Consider the following 19,643-nt stretch of genomic DNA (forward strand, 5'->3'; position numbering starts at 1 on the left):
GCCGTGCACAAGGTGCACGGCTACGGACCGTTCCTGATGAGTCGGCACGGCCCTATACGATCAGACCAATTCGCTCTTCGTATAGGGTGTGTGCTGACTCTTTCAGAACATGCTTTGCTTGCTTACCGTCAGACAAAGGTGTACGAGCAGATCTTGTTGCCCGCAGGGTCACGCAGGTAGGCCGCATAGGCACCCGGCAGGTGACTGCGCGAGCCAGGTTTGCCCTCGTCGGTGCCACCGGCCGCAAGCCCAGCGGCATGGAAGGCATCCACTTCGGCGGGCGTGGCGGCAGCAAAGCCGACCGTTACGCCATTGCTGGACGGCGCTTCACCATTGCCAGGGCGGGCGATGATGAAGGCCGGCTTTTCGCGGCCGTAAAGCACCCAGCCGCTACCGAAGCCGCCAAGGTTCTTGACGCCAAGGGCGCCCAAGGCTGCATCGTAAAAAGCAACCGACTTTTCGATGTTGACTGCGCCGAGAAAGACGTGCGAGAAAATTCCGTCACCGGAAATAACAGGAGTGGCCATGATGAGTTTCCTTGATGTTTGATGTTGAATGGTTAGGGGGTTAATAATGGATAACGGTCCGGATGGATTTGCCTTCGTGCATCAGATCGAAAGCTTCGTTGATTTCGTCAAGTCCCATGGTGTGGGTGACGAACGGGGCGAGATCGATTTCTCCCTTCATCGCGTCTTCCACCATGCCGGGGAGCTGGGTGCGTCCCTTGACACCACCGAAAGCCGAGCCCTTCCAGGTCCGGCCAGTGACCAACTGGAACGGACGGGTCGAGATTTCCTTGCCGGCACCGGCGACGCCAATGACGATGGATTGGCCCCAACCGCGGTGGGCCGCCTCCAGCGCCGAACGCATCACGTTGACATTACCAATGCACTCGAAGGTGTGGTCAACTCCCCAACCTGTCATCTCAATAAGGACTTCGTGAATGGGCTTGTCGAAGTCCTTCGGGTTGATGCATTCGGTAGCGCCGAACGTCTGGGCCAGCGGGAACTTGGCCGGATTGGTATCAATCGCAATAATGCGACCTGCCTTGGCCTGACGCGCACCCTGAATCGCAGCCAAACCGATGCCACCGAGGCCGAAGACTGCTACCGAGTCTCCCGGTTGCACCTTGGCCGTGTTATGAACGGCACCGATGCCGGTGGTGACACCGCACCCAAGTAGGCAGACGTGCTCCGGATTGGCGTCCGGATTAATCTTTGCCAGCGATACCTCGGCAACGACCGTGTACTCGCTGAACGTGGAGCAGCCCATGTAGTGGAAAAGCGGCTGACCGTTGTACGAAAAGCGAGTCGTTCCATCGGGCATCAAGCCCTTGCCTTGGGTTGCACGAACAGCAACGCAAAGGTTGGTCTTGCCGGACTTGCAAAAGAGACATTCGCCGCATTCGGCAGTGTAGAGAGGAATGACGTGGTCGCCAGGCTTCACACTGGTAACGCCTTCACCCACTTCCACAACAATGCCCGCACCTTCATGACCCAGAACGACCGGGAACAGGCCTTCGGGGTCATCGCCCGACAAGGTAAAGGCATCGGTGTGGCAAACGCCGGTATGCGTGATCTTGACGAGCACTTCACCCTTGCGAGGCGGCTCGACGTCAATTTCGACGATTTCCAACGGCTTCCCAGGTCCGAAAGCAACTGCTGCACGTGATTTCATGATGTCGTTTCCTTTACTAAGTTGAGATCTTCCTTGCCGACTCGGTGCTGGCTACGAAGACAGGGGACGAGGGGAAGAGAAGGGTTCGTCAGTCGATTGTTTCTACGAATCGGTCTTTGACTTCACTCTGAGGGACGCTTTCCCCAGATAGCTTGCCAGCACCGCTGCCATCAATCCGTTAACCGCGCCGCCGATGACTGTCGGAGTCCTTCTCAAGCTCGCGAGACGATATTACTATACTCCAGTCCAGTATAGGAAGGGGGGGTGTAAAAAAAATTTTGGACAGGTCCGAGCACCTTCATGCTAGTCCTGTCCTATCTCTTCAGGGACATTTTGTTGCAACATGAACGGCGGAACCCGCCGCGCGCTGGGCGATTTTCTGGCCTCAAGAAGCAAATGTCCTCTTCCGTGGCAGACAGACGGTTGTTCAATCCTTGGCCGGGGCATACGCGCCGCTGCGGATCGTAGGTGTGGGACAAGGGGGGGATTTTGGCTATCCCTGTCGGCACGCTTGGGATCACGTGGGCGTGGAAGCGTGCGGCGCCGCAGTGCGGGGAGGGACTTGATTGGGAGCGAATCGAACCGATCCGCCCTGCGTTAGCGATGGCTTACGGCTTGGCGGCTCCGCTGGCGCAAGGCGGGGCATTGGCGGCTGAGGGGCGCCAACCACGCTACGCACTGTCTGTGAGCCATCTACTGGCTAAATTGCCCAGGGGGCAAGCTCAGCGCGACCTGGCTTACGTGCTGATGAGCAGCAGAACGCTGGCACCTCGGGCTCGTCGGATGCATGCGAATGGTAAAACGTGCGTTGTTGAGTCAGAATTCAACTGCGGCGTCGGCGAGCCGACGTTGACTCAACGCAGATAGGATCGGACGATTGCGACGGCTTCATCGATAGACTTGCTTTGGGAGGCATTCCGGGCGTCGCTGCCGGGAAGCTCCTCACGCAAGTAGCTTTCTAGGACAGTAGCCATCAAGCCATTGACCGCTCCACGAACTGCTGCAAGTTGCTGAAGAACCGCCGGGCAATCGGCGCCTTCTTCGAGCGCTAGCTCGAGGGTCGAGACTTGCCCCTTGATGCGTCTGATTCGAGTTAGGGCTTTTTGCTTCTCTTGTGGACTGTAAGGCATCAAATGCTCTCTATGGGATTACACCTATTTACACTATACCCTACTGCCCCATAGTACGGCCAATAGAGAGAAATTGGCTTTAGTACACCCCCCGCTCGCGATCTGGACCAGCGAGGCTGCACTTGTGCCGCGCCGCACAATTTAGGTCCGATGCTACTTGAAGCTGCGAAACCCACGCGAGCAATTTGCAACCGCACGTCGCCGCGGTTTGTCAGCTACCTCTCAGGATGGCGGTTTGACTGGCTTCAACGAATAAATCGAAGTCATCCGTGGTCTGGCGCTCCAATCGCAATTGTTCGTCCAGTGAGTTTCTGGAGAGTGTCTCGAAGAGTTCCTGGCGTTCCACGCTTAAAGGCCAAGCTCGGAATGCCTCAGCATGCTGTTGGCTCTGACGTAGCGCAAAACGATTGAAACTTTCATCGCGTTCGTTCATTGCTGCCAGCACTTGAGCGGATGGGGTGAGGGACGGATAGTCGACCTTGGTCTCCTGTGCGGAAAGGGTGTGGCGGTGCAACTGGCCGCCATGCGCGCAATCAAGCAAGTCCGCGACTGGCGTCATGCGGGCCAACAACTCGTGCGACCATTCCTGCAGGGAGACAGGCTTACCGCCACGATGGAGTTCTAAGGACGGGCGCCGCCCAGATTTGGCAACACGCAGTATATTTTCGGTACTCTGACGCCGTTCCTCGCCCTCCAGCGGCGGGCTGTTGTCCAGTGCACAGAAAAGCAGAAACACGTCCAAGAATCGCGCTTGGGGCGCATCGATGCCCATAGGTAAAAATGGATTGATGTCCAGGCAGCGTACCTCCACGTACTGAACGCCACGGACGTTTAACGCTTGCAGCGGTCGCTCTCCGTCTAATGGGATGCGTTTGGGGCGAATGTGTGCGTAATACTCGCTCTCCAGTTGCAGGATGTTTGTGTTGAGCTGCACTCTCTCGCCGTAGACGTGTGTCCCGATGTTCCCATACGGCTGATACGGCGTTTGCACCGCCATACGTATGCTGTCGACGTAGCCAGTCAAGCTGTTGAGGCACGGGTCAATGGTCGCTTGGGCGCGACTTTGATAGCCCAGGTCACTCATGCGTAAGCTCGTGGCGAAGGGTAGATACAGGGTTGCCGCGTCGAACCGTTCGAGCTCGTCGGAACCGGCGCTCAGGAAGCCGTCGTTCAGAGCAGGAGACGCACCGAAGAGGTAGATCAAGAGCCAGCAGTAGCGCTGAAAGTTGCGAATCAACGCCATGTATGCTGAAGACTGGTATGCATGACCACTCTCATTCAAATCTTCAGCTTGGTGCAGCAATGGCCAAACGGCCTCGGGTAGCGAGAAGTTGTAATGAATGCCCGCGATGCATTGCATGGCACGGCCATAGCGCAGGCCCAGCCCCCTGCGGTAGACGTTTTTAAACCTGCCAGCATTCGAACTCCCATATTCGCCGATAGGAATTTCATCGTCCGTAGGAAGGACGCAAGGCATCGAAGAGCTCCACAGGTACTCGGCGTCGAGTGCGGAATACACAAAGCGGTGGAGCTCGTCCAGCTCCTTGAGCACCGGAGTGGGGGCGTTCCTAGCCGCGGTTACGAACTCCAGTAGGGATTCGGAGTAGTCCGTGGTAATCAGTGCATGGGTCAATGCTGAGCCTAGAGCTTTTGGGTGGGGAGTTCGCGCCAACGATCCGTCCTGGGTCACCCGCAAACACTCACGCTCTATACCCCTGAGACACTGGCTCAGTAACGGGGAGTTGTCTTTGATCAGGTTTAGGCGATGCTGCAATAATGCGCCCGGTACTGGTTTATGCATGCGGAAATTTCTCTGCTCAATGGTTGTGTGCATTGTGAGAAAGCATGTTCACGGATGCCACCAAGACGAGGCCGATCACGAGTCCGATCACTTGAACAGTGGCATCCTTAGGTGTGCGGCGCTGCTGCAGTTGGGGGATCAGGTCGGCCAGCGCCACATAGATGAAACTGCTACTCGCTAGAGCCATCAGGTATGGCTGCCAATGCAGTAAGCTTCCCAAAAGTAGGTACCCTGTCACACCGCCCAAGGCGGTCATGGCGCCAGAAAACGAGAGCTTTAGCAGCGCCGCACTGCGACGATTCGTCTGACGCAGTACGACAAGATCGCCCATGTGATGAGGTATTTCGTGCACAAGTACGGATATTGCGGCAATCGCGCCTAATCGAACATCTGCCACGAAGATTGATGCAATCAGCACTCCATCTCCGAAGCAATGCACTCCATCACCAGTCAGCAACGACCATCCTCGCCCTTTGTGAGAGTGGTTTACATGACTGTGTTCATGGCCGTGATGCCACAACTCGCCCTTGCTCAGTAGAAAGAAAAAAACTACTCCGATCAGTAGAGTAAGAAGTAGTTCGTGTGCATCCACGTGGCTCTCTAGCGCCTCGGGTAGCAAGTGGGTGAAGCTGGTCGATAGAAGTGCGCCGGCTGCCAGGCTCAGCATCCCTTGCTGCGTGTAGCTACCCTGACTGTAGGCACGTCCAACCTGCGCAACCAACATGTCGGCGATCAGTACGCTACATATCCCTGCAATCGATGTGGCAAGGGTGATGATGATGATCAATGACATAAATGCGTTCTCTCAAGTGGGCACCAGCCCAAGAAGGCGGCTCAGCCGATTGCTAGGGTGCGGGCCATGCGTATCCGAGCTTCTTCCGGCAACGGATCTTCAGATGCGAAATACTATACTAGGGTAGAGTATCTGGCAAGTGGCTAAGGCGGAGGTGGATGCTCCAGGGGGGAGGAGCACAATGTGCGCTCTATGGATGCGGCACAAGGCTTCGCTGACGCGTTACGCGTAGGGGATTGGGCTAGCAGAGGAAAGTCAGGCTCTCCTCGCGACCGTGCACGCGCCTGCCGAACTCGCCGTTAGGTTCGGAGGCTAGACAGTGCGCAGAACGTCATCCGCCACTGCTAGTGTCTGGACCGCAGCCCCAATGCCCGACTTCGGTCGCGGTGCACTGGATGGTTCAGACGGTGTCGCGGGACATGTCAAGTTCGGACCGGATGGGGCTTTCGAGAGGCGGCCTTTAAAAGGGGGGGCAAAGAATAGATGACTTGTTCTATGCTTCTTACATGAATAGGCGACCGTCCGCTCGTGAGAATTGAACGAAGATCGGTCGTTGTCGATTACATCGATTGCAGCGATCGACAGTTACATGTAAATGAACTGTCTGTACAAAGAATCCAAGTCGCGACGAATCTCTTCCACGCGTTGTTCGTCGCCACTCTCAGTGAGTTCCAACAGATCTTGTTCTTTGGAAGTGATTCGCGCGCAGAGATCAGATAGGTTCTCGCAGAAAGCAGCAGAATGAACTGTCTGCTCCAGGGTGTCGGTTTCATCTGCGGCTAGCTTACGCGCTGAGGAAATTGGAGAAATCCCATTTTCTTCATTGAAGGCCATTTGCCGAGCTCTGCGCATATTTGTTTCATCAATCGCTTGCTTCATCGCCGGGGTCACGACGTCGGCATACAAGATGGCCTTTCCATTTTCATTCCTGGCAACTCGGCCAATCATCTGGATGAGTGCTTGGGCCGAGCGCAAAAAGCCTGCGTGGTCCGCATCTAGAATGGCGATTAAGGAAGCCTCCGGAATGTCGAGTCCCTCCCGCAGCAGACTGATGCCAATCAAGACATCGAAATCACCTGCGCGGAGGCCGTTGATAATCTCAGTGCGGTCTTCCGCTTTTATATCCGAATGCATGTATCGCACTCGAATTCCTTTGTCGGTCAGGAAGTCGTTTAGATTCTCCGCCTCAACCTTTGTCAGCGTGGTCACCAATACACGGTTGTTCATCTTTACGCACTTCGATATTTCCTCCAACAAGTCATCTATGCACTTTTGAACCTTCCTTACTTCCACGATAGGGTCGAGCAGCCCCGTAGGCCTGATAATTTGCTCAACGACCCTGCCATTTGATACCTTCAATTCGTACGCACCCGGAGTGGCTGAAACAAAGATAGTTTGAGGCTTAATTTTTTCGAACTCATGAAAGCTTAGCGGCCTGTTGCTCTTCGACGACGGTAAACGGAATCCGTACTCGATCAGCGTTTCCTTACGGCTCTGATCACCCCGATACATCGCGGATATCTGGGGAACCATGACATGGGATTCATCGACAAAGAGAAGCCCATCCTTTGGGAGGTAGTCCAGCAGTGTAGTTGGGGGAGTGTCTGCGCCGCGACCGTTCAGATAGCATGAATAATTCTCCATCCCGGAGCAATAGCCCATTTCCCTCATCATCTCAACGTCATTGGTAATGCGTTCGTACAACCTATTGGCTTCGACGAGGCGGTTGTCTCTGTTCAATTCGGCCACCCGTTCCTCCATCTCAGCGAGTATGCGCTTAGTAGCAGGTTCTATTTTATTTTTAGGCGTCGCAAATAGCGTTTTGGGCGAAACCAGATAATTATCTATTTCGCCTAGCTTTTTGCCGGTAAGCGGGTCTATCCATTGAGCCGAGTCAATGGAGGCATTGAGAAGTTCAACCCGCACTGCTCTATGCTCAGAATCAGCAGGGAAGATGTCTATCACATCGCCACGAACACGATATGTCGCGCGCTTTAGGTTGCGTTCGGAGCGATCATATTGCAATAGATTTAGGCGATGAATTAGTTCTCTTTGTTTTATCTTGATTCCATGGGCCAGAGGAATCTGTAGTGCTCTGTATCCATCGGGATCACCTAATCCATAGATTGAAGATACCGAAGCAACAACAATTACATCGCGGCGTTCAATTAGGGATTTTGTTGTCGACAATCGAAGCCGCTCAAGATGGTCATTGATTGCCGAGTCCTTTTGAATGAAGCGATCGCTGTCGGGAACGTAAACTTCAGGTTGAAAATAGTCGTAATAGGAAACGAAGTACTCAACGGCATTCTCTGGAAAAAAATGCCTCATTTCGCTATAGAGCTGCGCGGTAAGCGTTTTATTAGGCGCCAATATCAGGGTGGGCCGTTTGAGACGATGAATCAGATTTGCCATCGTGAACGTCTTGCCAGACCCTGTAATCCCCTTCAGGGTCTGATGAGTGGCGCCTCCCTCTACGTCCGCTATTAGGCGCGCTATCGCCTCTGGCTGGTCTCCTGCCGGCGTATAGCTGGAGTGCATGATGAACATCCCGCGTGACATGAGATATCTCCTGATGGATCAACTTCAGTTGAAGTGCCGTGATGGCCATATGAGAAAGATCGTTCGCGACAAGGGTAGGAGGATTGCCATCGATCGACCTGCTGTCCGATCTAAGGATAGGCTTCCAATGTGCGATAGTCCATCACCGTGTCCTTCAGCGTGGTCAGGTGGAGCACTCTACGAGTACCTGGCGCTTGAACTTCACGCATGGCAATTGCGCATGGTGGCGCATGCCTGGTCAGCTTGTTGACAGACTCAACGGAATTGGCGCACTGACCGGCCTATCCTCGCAGCGGCGGTATCTCAATGAAGAGAGTGTGCTGCCACAACCTCAAGCGGAGCCGTCTGGAAATATATGCATTTAAAGGTGTTCAATCTCGACATCTGGCCATTTGTCGGCGAGGTATTCCGCAACGAGGCGTCGATGGCAGTGGTGAGGCTTATCTTCGCTGCAAAGTAAGCAAGCGCCATCAATTTTCTCCTTTTCTATTAACTCAATCTTTCTGGATACCATAAGATCCAAGAATTTCTTGGCGTAGGTCTCCCAGTCACCCCGCTGTATTTTGTATTCTTGGAACATTTCCTTGGTTGGGGCGAGTGCTGGTAGATGCTCGTATTCCATTCCGCACAGTGCCTCGCAAAAATATCTGAGGTCTTCACGTTTTGCAAAGCCGGCAAGTTGCGATCGGTTGTTCAGACGAACATCGATCAGCCGTCTGGCGCCAGAAGTACTCAACTTCGTGAAGAAGGAGCGCGCAGAAGTCTTCGTAAATCCGATCGTAAATATTTTCATCTGTCTTACACCCTTTTGTTGCGGAGCAATGCCGCTGAAAAGACATTGACCTTCTATCCTAAGGGTTTGCTGTGAGCAGTGGGTTCAATCGATAGGGGGCACGGCGCTGTAGCTCGCGGTAAGTGGGGCCACGTCGCATTGGACATGCGTCCGTGCATCCAGAATCTCCGCCCTCTCAATAGGTTCAACCCTGCTCGACTAGAAACTGACTCGTGGTTTGGGTTGACCGCTCGATCTTGTCTCTCTCGTTACAGGGATCCGCTGCTAAGCTATCCTGTTCGCGCGTCGAGCATGAGTGGAGGCGGAAAGCCCTGACAGTCCAACTTTTGGTCGGCGCGGCGCTACGACGATTGTGGCTGTACAAGATGCGGGCGCGTGATGGATGAAACAGCGCAATAGCATTGCACCCCTCCGCGTGGTAGAGAGCAGCAGGAGAGCAATTCACGGTCCGACCCTACGCACTCCAGTGGCGACGCGGCTGAATGTCCGATCTATAGCGACATAGTCAACTCTAGCAGAAGAAGGCCATATGATCGTAAGGAACTTTGAGTACCTGCTGGCCTTGTATCGTGAGGGTCATTTTGGCAACGCGGCAAGGAGCTGCAATGTTTCTCAGCCCACTCTTTCCTCGGGTATCAGACAATTGGAGGAGGATATGGGTGTCGAGATCGTACGTCACGGACGACGATATGACGGACTCACGTCTGAAGGGATGCGTGTTCTGGCTTGGGCTCAGCAAATGTACGACGACTGCAAAGGCCTGGAGCGCGAACTTTCTGCATTACGGCTGGGCATGGAGGGGCACTTTCGGCTTGGGGTTCTTCCTGGGACCTCAGCCATCGCACCGACGCTAAGCGTTGCGCTCGCCGAAAAAATTCCGCGGCTTCACCAGTCAATTAACGTCTCCAACGCTCCGTCGCTGCTCCAGGCGATTCGAGATAACGAGTTGGATATGGCGCTAATGCATCTTGACAACTTACCTAAGGAGGGCTTCGACACGCATCTTCTTTATCGAGAGCGGCTGTTCCTCTTCCTGACGGCACGAGCAAAACAGCCTCGGGCTGTGACATGGGAGCAGGTGCTAAACAGGCAACTCTGCTTGTTGAAGTCCGCAGTCGCGGAGGCTGTTGAAGAAAAATTGACGCAATGTATCGCGCAAACCATACATACTGAATCGATGGAGGTGCTGGCGGCACAATTGGCGGCTGGAAAATACTCAGCTGTCCTTCCTGAATCTCTTGCCAGCCGGCTCGCGGATATTCCAAATCTACGCGCCATCGCGATCGTGGGGCCAATATCGCATTCCAGTGTTGGCTTTGTCGCGCGGAAAAACGCTTTCGACTCAGCACCATCGCGTGCGTTGCTCGAAATGGTACATACCCCCGAGCTGGTCACCTCTCTACGAACCGTCATGTCGGTTTACCGTCGCTTTCAATCCAAAGCAGATGCATCCGATCATGATCAAGAATAGGATGATGTGCAGTGCTAGCCATCGATATGGACTCATGACCGGCGATGTGTTGACGTCCGATTTCTGACGATTTGCGGGCTATGTTGAAGAGTGTAGCCGGTCCGTGAACTGACTTAGATAGACAGCGCCTATCTCCACATAGATTTTTCCAGTTTGACCAACTGAGAGCACAGTCCGATCCTTTGCTAACCGCGAAGGGAGAGCGGGCCACCGTTGCCGTAACACAGCAGCGCTCGTTCCTCATGAGAGCGGTAAATGTCGTTTCCTACTTCAACCCGGAGATGGAAGCATAAACGCGCAAGAGGTGACGAAATGGCTCCAAACGGTAATCGTATCGTGACTTTCGAGCAGCCCCTGGAAATGAAGGTGAATACCTTCAAGTTCCCGGAGCTGGTTACACCCCAAGGCAAGAATGCACCGCACGGCGCAATTCTTAAAATCGTTACTACGAACATCTGCGGCAGTGACCTCCATATCTATCGCGGTTCATTTGCGGTTCCCAAGGGCATGACTATGGGACACGAAATGACCGGGGAAGTGATTGAAGTTGGTCCGGATGTGGAAGTTGTAAAGAAGGGAGATATAGTTTCTGTCCCCTTCAATGTGGGTTGCGGGCGTTGCTATAACTGCAAACATATGCGTTCGGACGTTTGCGAGAACACCAATCCCGAAATCGACTGCGGTGCTTATGGGTTCAATCTCGGTGGTTGGGCCGGCGGTCAAGGCGACTATCTATTCGTACCCTACGCAGATTTCAACCTCCTACGCTTTCCGGACAAGGATGCTGCGATGGAGAAGATTCGCGACTTGACTCTGCTTTCCGACGTATTGCCCACCGCGTTCCATGGCTTTGCGGGCCCTGACTGGCCTGCCGCTCCCGCATATATCGTTGGCGAAAACGTCCTGATTTTCGGCGCTGGGCCGGTCGGCCGAGCCGGTGCTGCCTGCGCGAAGCTTCTTGGCGCCGGTGCCATTATCGTTGCCGATTACATTCAGGAGCGACTGGATCTTCTCAAACCTTACGGCGTGGAGACGATCAATCTCTCTGACGGTGTGCCGATCGAGGAGCATCTTGAACGTATTACCGGCAAGCGCGAGGTCGATCGCGTGATTGATTATGTCGGTGTGGACTGCCGGGGCTTCGGTGCGGACGCAGACAAAATCGTGGAGAGCGCCGTCACTAATGCGATGTTGAAGTACGTGCGCTTCGGTGGCATGACCAGTACTGTCGGTGTGTATTGCGCAAATCCGATCTCGAAGGATCCCAATGCCAAAAAAGGTCACATGGATCTGGAATGGTCCAATGCCTGGATCAAATCTCCGCGAATGTCGGCAGGTCAATCGCCGACGGCCAACTACAACCACGCTCTAATGCGCGCGATACTGAATGATCGTATGCCCTATCTCACACCGATGATGAACATTAAGTTTATAAAACTGGAAGACGCGCCGGACGCATATAAGGAGTTCGACGCTGGCTCGGCGTACAAGTACGTCATTGACCCACATGGTTCAGTAAGGCATTGATATCCGTGCATGCTCGAAGTACCAGAATGTCTCGCGTTTCATCTTCGAGACCTTCTGGTACGAAGTGCCGCTGACATAGCGACTGGAGAAGGTGTTCCTTCTTCGCGCGCTTCGACATGCTACACAAGGCGGTCACTATCAATAAACGGGCTGCGGGACGTGGATGTTGCGGGTTCGACTCGAATGGCTGCTACCTGCTGACAATGATAGAGGCGAATACAAGTGCGGACACGACGTTGGCCAGGTCCCCCGCTTCCTCCGCGCCGAAGAAACCTTATCGCGCCTCATCCCATAGACCCACGCAATAACCTGGCAGTCGGATTGCCATGGTCTACACAGTTCCTTCCTTTTGACGCCCCGAAGCTTCAGAAGATGACGCTGAACGAGGTTGCGAACATCCTAAAAGGCCCCCGAAAGGACGGCGGTTTATCGAGAGACGAGCTCGCCGATCGCCCGGTGCCGTTAGCTCGACTGTGACTCGCACGTAGCCAGTTTTTCGTGGAGCTACAGGTGCACGGCGGGCTTCCTGGATCACGAGTCGAGAGAGTGCCTTCTTGGCCCGTAAGCCAGCGCTCTGGCAAATTCGTAACGGATTTCCTCCAGATCCGAGCCAACCGCGCAGAAGACTGCGATGAACCATTCTGTTGGGGCGTCACTTCAATTCGTGCGTCGCTTCTTTCGGCCTCCACGGCCGGGAAGATTCCAAGCCAATATCTAGTGCCGCGGTCTTCTCTTCCAGTCGGTCCACCACTCCGGCAAGCTTTCCTGCACTGTCCGTGTATATTTCCGCTTCATGTCGCGCCCGGGAAATCGCAACGTAGTAGACGTCGCGTTGCGTGGTTCGGCTGTAGCTCTCGGAGTTAATTAATGCTCGGTCGCAAGTGAGGCCCTGCGCACTATGGCTAGTGGTTGCGTAGGCGCGGTCCAGATGCAATGGCGCCGACCGGGCGTCCAGGATCAGACGCCGGCCGCCGCCGCCGATTGTCACTGTCGTGGGAGTGACCGCGAGCACCTCAAACCTGGCGCCGTTGGCCAGGTCTAGCTGAGCGTTATGCCGAGTTACGCGGACCCAGTCGCCAGCGGCCAGTTCCGCCTTCACGGGTTCGTACACGGAGATCTTCGCTGCCCGAGCAGGATTGAACGTCGTTCGCTCCCCGGTGACGATGTGCTCCACTACCAGGTCCGTAGCCTTCTCCGGACGAACGCCTATCACTCTGTACATCTCACCCTGCTTGAGGTTGCCGGTCTTGTAATCTCGTTCAGGCTGGATGACGTCGCCGGCGACGTAGTACTTTGCTACTCGGCGCTCGGCTTGCGTCGTGTCCCGCCGAGTAAGCATGCTGAACTCGAAACCTCGTCCGGCCAATCCGAGCGCTTGATGAGTGGCTTCGTTGAGTGCGTTGCGAGAGACGTTAGTGCCGGTCACGATGAGGGTTTCCCGTCGCTCATCAGGATTGAACGAAGCGTACCGAGTGGCGATGGCGTCATAGCGCGCCGCGTCCACGTTGATAGTGTGAACTGCCCCCAACTTCTGTTCAAGGATGCCCAAGGAACTCGAGGCATCCCCTACAGCCGCCAATTCGACCGCAGCCTTCAGCTCCGGAGATTTCTGGCGGATGATGTCCCCCATCAGGACGGTGGCCATGCCCTTGACCTGCAGCTGGTGGAAGGGGCGTCCGGCTTCGATTGCCTTGGTCTGCCCGGTGTCGCCGAGCATGACTATTCGGGCGCCATCCGCCTCGGCCATCTGCATAAGCCGTTCCATAATGCGCGACGGCACCACGCCGGCTTCGTCGATGACCAGCACCGTCTTCGTATCCAACTTGAAGCGGTCCCGTTGACGCGCTTCCAGAACGGACGCTACCGTGCGGGCCTCCATGCCCAGCTCGCGCAGAGCCTCAATCTGCTTTCCATAGGAGGCAACGGCCTTGACGGTGTATCCCGCCGACTCCGCGGCCTCTTTGACCTTGGCCAGCATATGCGACTTCCCAGTGCCGGCCAGTCCTTGGACTCCCACGAAGCGGTTCGGCGTACTGAGGATCAACTCAGCGGCAGCGAGTTGGCCGGGCATTAGCGAGCGGCCATCGAGCACCAGCTTGGCCGCTGTTGCTGTCAGGATCGGCTGGACCTGATCGCGTCCTTCCCGCTCGATCTGCAAAATCCGCTTCTCGCGCTCGCGCGCGATCTGCGTTGTGTACTTGGCGCCTGTCGGAACAATCTCGCCGCGTGCGATCGACTTGCGGACCTGTTCCTCTGCGTGCTTCTTACCCATGCCACCGACAACCAGGCGCTCAGTCCAGTCGGACCGACTCATGCCTGCGCCTTCACGATTCCGTGCATGGCGGTACTCGAGTTTGCCGAGAATGAGGTGGCCACTGTCCAAAGAGCGTTTGACGGCCGCCTTCAGCTCCTTCAACCCGATGCCCGTTCCGTGTGCCCGGCGAAGGGCTGTTTCCAACATCTCCTTTCCGTCCATCACGGACTCACGTTCTGTGTGGTGTTTGATCGCCCAGCGAATGGACTGATCGGCGATCAGCGCCGCGGCTTCGGGAGATAGTTCGCCCGGCGGCCCCATCTGTTTGCCCTTCTCGTTCGGCGCCTTCGAGCGACTGAAGTCGATTCCAAGCTCCTTCGCCTGTGCCTCCCAGTCCCTCTGCAGCTCCTCGCGAGTGATCTCCGGCGCCTTGCCCAATCGTGTCTTGATCGCGATTGTTTGCTTGAGTGCATGGCTTGCCGTTTGCCGCGTCTCACCCAGGGCGGCCAGTTCAGCGTTGATGTCCTGGGTCCGCTTAGAGAAGGCCTCGATCTGGTCCCGCGAGATATGCGCCAGTTCGAAAGACTTATCCACGTAGCGGATTTGCAGGCCAGCCTTTTCGAGTGAGGTGACCAACTCGGCGTGATAGACCGACTCCATCATTGACTTCAACCGAAAGATCTCGTCGTTTGAGATCGCCACCCAAGTGCCGTCAGCCCGTTGGGTCACGTTCATTAGCAGTGAGTGCGTATGAAGCTGGGGGTCTGAGTATGCGCCTTCGGTCGGCCTGGCCGTCTCATGGCGGAACTTGGCGATGACAGCGCTGCCCGTGCGCTCAGTTGTCGTGACGCCGCGCTCAGTCTGACGAGCGCGCAACAGCTCCCGTTCGAGAAATTCAAGAGCAGCGGTGACCGCCTGGTCGTGGGCGTTGATGACGCTGCCATCCTTTCCTACCAGGGCTTGGATGCTGACGCTCTTCGGTGGCGAGAATGTCATATCAAGCGCCGCGCGGGCCTCGGAGTCGAGCCGGACCGACCGGGAAAGCGTCACATCAGGGCCGAAGTCGCCACGTAGGGCGCGCAAGAACTCCGCCTGCTCGACGACGCCGGTTAGTCCGAGGGCATCTGCGGCCTTTCCCTGCCATTGGGCGGCCGTACCGTCGCGGCTGTAATAGTCGTCCTTCTGGTCCGCGTAATAGTGCGACGCTTTTGTCGCGGCGCTCCGGTTGACGGTCTTCAAAGAGATCATTTCTTTTCCTCGGAGGCGAGCCACCAAATGTTTGGCGGCTCGCTACTTATAGATCAGGCGGCAATCGTCGGATCTGCAGGGAGATCCACTTCACGCCAGGGTTGCGGCCCATTAGCAGATAGGTGGGCCGCACCTCGTGCCCCGTATCGCGTTGCCTGGATGAAAGGGGCATTGCGAATTGCGAAGTTGATTGGTGCGAGTTTGAACTTGGCAATCGGCCGATCGCCTGCGAAGGCAACCCAACCCATGAGATCGGGCAAGGCCTGGATCTGCGCTGCAGTCACGACACGCTCAGTTGAGCGAACCATGCGCTCGCTTGTGCTGCGAGCGCTACCTGGGTTTCGGCTGTCGGTGTACTCCGGCCGCGCCACTTCGTGCTCGCCTAGCGCCTTGGACATCTCTTCTGCCGTCTCCGGGTCTGTCTTGGATCCACCGAGTACGACCAGCGACCGGAAGCTAGCCCGCAGCGTTTGTGACAGCTTTTGGCCGAATATTTCGTCTGTCTGCGAAACAGATTGCAGACCAACTAAAGCGCGTCCGCCGTTCTTACGCCCTTTCGTGAGGAAGTCCTCCAGACTTGCCATCTTCTCCATCGACCCGAGTTCGTCAATGACGAGCCACCACCGACGTCGCTGATCTTCCGGCATTGATAATAGGGCGGAGCAGAACACATCGACGAAGGATGAGATGAGGGGCTTCATAGAGTCCTTCATGTCCTCGCGCCAAGTAATGAAAAGGACGCCGGTTCCATTCTCCATCCAGTCGCGAATACTGAACTTGCCCGGCGGCATGGCGCAATGCTCGGCTAGGTACTTGGACAGTACAAAGCGTGAGCTCGTTAGCGCCTTGCTGGCCTCGGCCGACCCGGCGAAGAGTGATTCCGCCAGTGTTCCAGTTAAGAAGGCGCGCAGATCCTTGTCGGACGCCATCGTCGTCCATCGAAAAAGCTCGTCGATCGAGGGCGTACCCAGTTCATGGAGCTTGCGTGCGGTCTCGCGCAGCAGAAGTCGGGCGTAGCCGTTCCACTCTTCTGCATTGGCGTCTTTGCCAAGGGGAACGATCGATAGCGCTAATCGCTTCCAGTCGAATTCTGCTCGTACCTCGTTGAAGAATGACCATCCTTCCGTTCGCTCATCGTAGGGATTGAGCAGCACGTCACTCGGGCGACCGAACTTGCTGTAAAGATCGCCATTGGGATCAACGATCACCATACGGTCGCCGCGGCCCAGGGCCGAGAAAACGAGATGCCGCAAGAGGACGGACTTGCCTGTGCCGGTGGATCCGTTGAGAAGGATATGCAGGTTCTCGACACCTGTCGGCATGGGCACGCCTGCGACGTTGATCTGCGTGGCTCCGCGCTCGGTGCAGAGCTTGCGCAGTCGTTCAATGGGGACTGCTTCTGTACCTCGGATATGCTTCACATACCCGGCACCATCAAAACCATCTTTAGTTGAATGGCGCTTGAGGAGAAATGCAACCGACACCGCCATGGCAAAGCCAATCATTGGGGCGACGATCAGGGCGATATGCTCTGGTGTGGCTAGTACCCATTGGGACAAGACGAGCCAAGTGACATGGTCGAAAGGAACTCCGGACAAGTATCTGGCCGTGAGGAGCCAAGCCGAGAGTGGAAGAATCAGGACAGCGAAACGAATGATTCGCCGACGTATATCTGGTGCCATGGTTTTCCTTGCTAGGTAGGCTAGGGTGTGGCTTATTTCGCCGGCGAGAATAGGGAGTAGCGCCGGCGGAAGACGAGGTCAGAGATACTTAAAAAGCACGATCAATGCCGCGCAGAAGGCCGATCCGCCGAAGGCGCCCGCCAAGCACAGCATGCCTGCTCGCCAGGCGGTGGCGGAATGAGCAGATGTAGCGGCGCGACTGGCAATGCGTAGTTCGCTCGTTGCCGTAGCAATGGTGCGCGCCGCCTCGAGCAGCGATCGGCTGGCCTGGTCCGCAGTCTGGTTCGCTGCGTCTAGGCCCGCCTGGCGAATGGTCATCGGGAGTGCCTGCAGAGAATTCTGGATTTCCTCTTGCTGGCGGGAAACTTGCTCCAGCCGGCTGATGAAGACATGGCTTTCTCGCAGTATCTCTTGATAAAGAAGCTCAATTTTGCTGCGCGGCGGAGCGCTCGCTGCCGGCGCGACTGGATGTATTTCCTGCATAGTCGTGCCGCTACATGAAGAGCGCGGAAAAAGCCCTGTCGAGCTGGCGGTCGACGGGACGCGCTAGGGCTTGCAGCGCGACCATGTCGCTCAGCTGGGCGATTCGCTTCTTGTCATTGCGATCCGTCTCGCGAAGTTTCTGACGATAATTGGTCTCGTCAGCCAGGATCTCCTTGATCGTGGTGCGCTTGTTCGCCAGCAAATCGAAGATCTCGTTCTCAAAGATGGCGGCTTCCGGATTGGCCATAAAGCCTCCAGCCTGGATGGCATAGCCGAAGATCGGAGCGAATTCTTCCTTCACGTCCGCATCTACGCGATTGAAGAGCACGCGCACGCGCTCGACCGGTACGCCGATCTGGGTCAGAGCCTGAATGGTCTTGATCGTTTCGCGTTGCGCCTTGCCAGAGGACACAACGGGTAGCACATAGTGGTCGACCTCGTTGTGCGCCTCGTCGTACTTGATCAATTCGGCGAGGAAGTCCTCGATGTTGGAGGCGCCAACGTCGACGATTGCGGATTCGGCCATGAGAAGCTTTCGGAAGAGGCGACCGAACTGTTCGCCTCGAATCTGCTCGACGTCCAGGCCGAGATCGGCCGCGCTTTCATTGGTGGTTTCGACGGCAATGATCTCGGCTTCGGGAATGCGCGGAGCGAAGACATGGCTCGTGGCCATGGTCTTGCCTACGGAGCCGGAGTAGTTCAGCACTACGATTTTCATGAGATCTGTTCCTATTTCTGGCGGGCGAGTTCGCCCAGTTGGGTGAGGTCGATGGATTCAGCGGAATTGCGCAGCCGTACCAGGTCGGCCTTGCTGTGGATTCGTTCGCCGGGTGCCGGCTTGGAAACCTCTTGGGCCGATATCGGAGGGCGGGTGGGCGTGGTGTCCGGTACGGATTCGGTCGCGACGGATGCCGGTCTTTTGCGCCAGCGATAGCGAGCCTGGCGCAGCGATTCAGGGGCGAGTTCGATCCCCGCCGCAGCGAGCCGCTTCGAAATTTCGGAGTACGTGACGCCGTGGTTCACAGCGGCGTCGATCTGCGGCATTAGTGACCGTAGGATGGCTTTTCGCTGCGTTGCGACCATTTGTCGAATCTCCTGCAGCAGACGAGATTGGGTGGCGGTTCCGTCGTTCATGAACAAGCACCCTAGCGTTCCAGCGAATGATCGCGGCGTGCACTTTCCAGGCCATGTTGCGCGTGCATCAGTTCGTTGCCGTCAAGCTGTCGCAACAGGCCAACCTGTCCGCACGGATAGCTGATCTCGACCTCTTTACCCAAGTACTGCTCCGGGGATTGAATTGCCAGTTTGTCGAGCTTGTGCGCGATGGCGGTGTCCTGGTGAGCCATTTGGTACACAGTGCCGTTTTCGACTGCGAGGATCGCGCCGCGGTACGTCGCTCCGATCGCAGGGGCCTGAGCGGGAATCGACTCAATCGACAGGGCGCCAGCAGAATCAAGATCGAGGCCGCGGCTTGCCCCATACTCCTGGAGCAGCTTGGACGCCTCTTCGATAGGCATGACGTTGTAGGACTGGCCCTCGGCGTCGAGCCGATCATCCACCGTGAACCATTTCACGAGGACTTCGCCCTTTTGGTCGATCGCAAGCAGAGTCAGGCTGGACCGCCGATCGTCCTGTCGCGGGAACGGGTCCCAGAACTCTTGCCGCGCCGCACTTGGCACGGTTGCCTGCAAGGCCGGATGGCTTTCCAAGTTCGAAAACTCATGAAACGCCTCGGTGTCAATATCTCGAACCGAGATGCCATTCCAACGCGCCAGGGCTTCTGCTGCGTTTCTCTCGAGCCATGCGACATGCTGCGCGTAGGCGTCGTCAGCATCGACGTCTTTTTCGTCGATCGCTTGTCGGATGTCGCCCGATTGCGAAAGCGACGGGTCATGGATGAATCGCTCGCCGGTGCTGGGAATACGGATTTCGACCGTATTGCGCTGGTCGTGGTGCGCTTCCGTTTCGCGATGAGCGGCCGAAAGACGATCGGCCTTATGATGTCCGGCGCGAAACAGTCCGCGGACTTTCTCGGTCAATTCGGAGAATTTCATGGGTCTTACCTCAGGGCAGGGGATGGTGTTTGGCGGCCATAGACCGCCGCTGCATCAAAATGCGATTAAGTTGGGCTGAACGTTGGCGCTCCTCCATCTGGCGAACGGGGTTTGAGGGAGGGGGAGCCGCGCCCGGCGTGGCCGGGCGTGGGGGAACCGTTGCGGTTC

At 56.3% G+C, this 19,643-nt stretch carries 15 protein-coding genes; 2 read left to right on the forward strand and 13 right to left on the reverse strand.

Annotated elements, in window-relative coordinates; all coding sequences use genetic code 11:
- Positions 1-128 precede the first annotated feature (128 nt).
- The 7 genes from AC6LKD_RS29890 to AC6LKD_RS29920 all read right to left on the reverse strand — a co-directional run bounded on the left by AC6LKD_RS29890 (position 129) and on the right by AC6LKD_RS29920 (position 8,756).
- Positions 129-527, reverse strand: coding sequence for a VOC family protein (locus tag AC6LKD_RS29890; RefSeq protein WP_279993819.1), 399 nt, complete (start codon positions 525-527; stop codon positions 129-131).
- Positions 528-567: 40 nt separating this feature from the next.
- Complete coding sequence (locus AC6LKD_RS29895; protein WP_279993820.1) at positions 568-1,677, reverse strand: S-(hydroxymethyl)glutathione dehydrogenase/class III alcohol dehydrogenase; 1,110 nt, start codon at positions 1,675-1,677, stop codon at positions 568-570.
- Between the two features lie 854 nt (positions 1,678-2,531).
- A complete protein-coding gene (frmR, locus tag AC6LKD_RS29900) occupies positions 2,532-2,807 on the reverse strand; it encodes a formaldehyde-responsive transcriptional repressor FrmR (RefSeq protein WP_279993821.1) in 276 nt (91 codons plus the stop codon).
- A 211-nt stretch (positions 2,808-3,018) separates the two neighbouring features.
- Positions 3,019-4,641 carry a glutamate--cysteine ligase gene (gene gshA, locus AC6LKD_RS29905; RefSeq protein ID WP_341767763.1) on the reverse strand — a complete coding sequence of 541 codons (1,623 nt, stop codon included), beginning with the start codon at positions 4,639-4,641 and terminating at the stop codon, positions 3,019-3,021.
- Positions 4,625-5,401 (reverse strand): ZIP family metal transporter, encoded by a 777-nt coding sequence (locus AC6LKD_RS29910; protein ID WP_279993823.1) that lies wholly within the window; start codon positions 5,399-5,401, stop codon positions 4,625-4,627. Before AC6LKD_RS29910 ends, gshA begins: the two co-directional genes overlap by 17 nt.
- A 585-nt stretch (positions 5,402-5,986) precedes the next feature.
- Entirely contained in the window at positions 5,987-7,963 is a 1,977-nt protein-coding gene (gene uvrB, locus AC6LKD_RS29915) for an excinuclease ABC subunit UvrB (protein ID WP_279993824.1), read from the reverse strand.
- 361 nt (positions 7,964-8,324) lie between these two features.
- Positions 8,325-8,756 carry a DUF488 domain-containing protein gene (locus AC6LKD_RS29920; protein ID WP_279993825.1) on the reverse strand — a complete coding sequence of 144 codons (432 nt, stop codon included), beginning with the start codon at positions 8,754-8,756 and terminating at the stop codon, positions 8,325-8,327.
- 529 nt (positions 8,757-9,285) lie between these two features.
- On the opposite strand from AC6LKD_RS29920, the gene AC6LKD_RS29925 reads away from it, so the two are divergent.
- Both AC6LKD_RS29925 and AC6LKD_RS29930 read left to right on the forward strand, forming a co-directional pair.
- Positions 9,286-10,227: a LysR family transcriptional regulator gene (locus tag AC6LKD_RS29925; RefSeq protein WP_279993826.1), complete on the forward strand. Its 942-nt coding sequence runs from the start codon at positions 9,286-9,288 to the stop codon at positions 10,225-10,227.
- Positions 10,228-10,587: 360 nt separating this feature from the next.
- Positions 10,588-11,754, forward strand: coding sequence for a glutathione-independent formaldehyde dehydrogenase (locus AC6LKD_RS29930; protein WP_287813052.1), 1,167 nt, complete (start codon positions 10,588-10,590; stop codon positions 11,752-11,754).
- A gap of 652 nt (positions 11,755-12,406) precedes the next feature.
- Here the strand turns inward: AC6LKD_RS29930 and mobF are convergent.
- The 6 genes from mobF to AC6LKD_RS29960 form a co-directional block, all read right to left on the reverse strand.
- Entirely contained in the window at positions 12,407-15,256 is a 2,850-nt protein-coding gene (gene mobF, locus AC6LKD_RS29935) for a MobF family relaxase (RefSeq protein WP_279993828.1), read from the reverse strand.
- A 53-nt stretch (positions 15,257-15,309) separates the two neighbouring features.
- Positions 15,310-16,938, reverse strand: coding sequence for a type IV secretion system DNA-binding domain-containing protein (locus AC6LKD_RS29940; RefSeq protein WP_279993829.1), 1,629 nt, complete (start codon positions 16,936-16,938; stop codon positions 15,310-15,312).
- Between the two features lie 78 nt (positions 16,939-17,016).
- Complete coding sequence (locus tag AC6LKD_RS29945; protein WP_279993831.1) at positions 17,017-17,421, reverse strand: hypothetical protein; 405 nt, start codon at positions 17,419-17,421, stop codon at positions 17,017-17,019.
- Positions 17,422-17,431: 10 nt separating this feature from the next.
- Complete coding sequence (stbB, locus tag AC6LKD_RS29950; protein WP_279993832.1) at positions 17,432-18,139, reverse strand: StbB family protein; 708 nt, start codon at positions 18,137-18,139, stop codon at positions 17,432-17,434.
- Positions 18,140-18,150: 11 nt separating this feature from the next.
- Entirely contained in the window at positions 18,151-18,555 is a 405-nt protein-coding gene (locus AC6LKD_RS29955) for a hypothetical protein (protein ID WP_279993833.1), read from the reverse strand.
- A gap of 11 nt (positions 18,556-18,566) precedes the next feature.
- Positions 18,567-19,475: a KfrB domain-containing protein gene (locus tag AC6LKD_RS29960; protein WP_498118290.1), complete on the reverse strand. Its 909-nt coding sequence runs from the start codon at positions 19,473-19,475 to the stop codon at positions 18,567-18,569.
- Positions 19,476-19,643: the final 168 nt, after the last annotated feature.

The sequence above is a fragment of the Achromobacter sp. D7-1 genome, assembly GCF_059760445.1.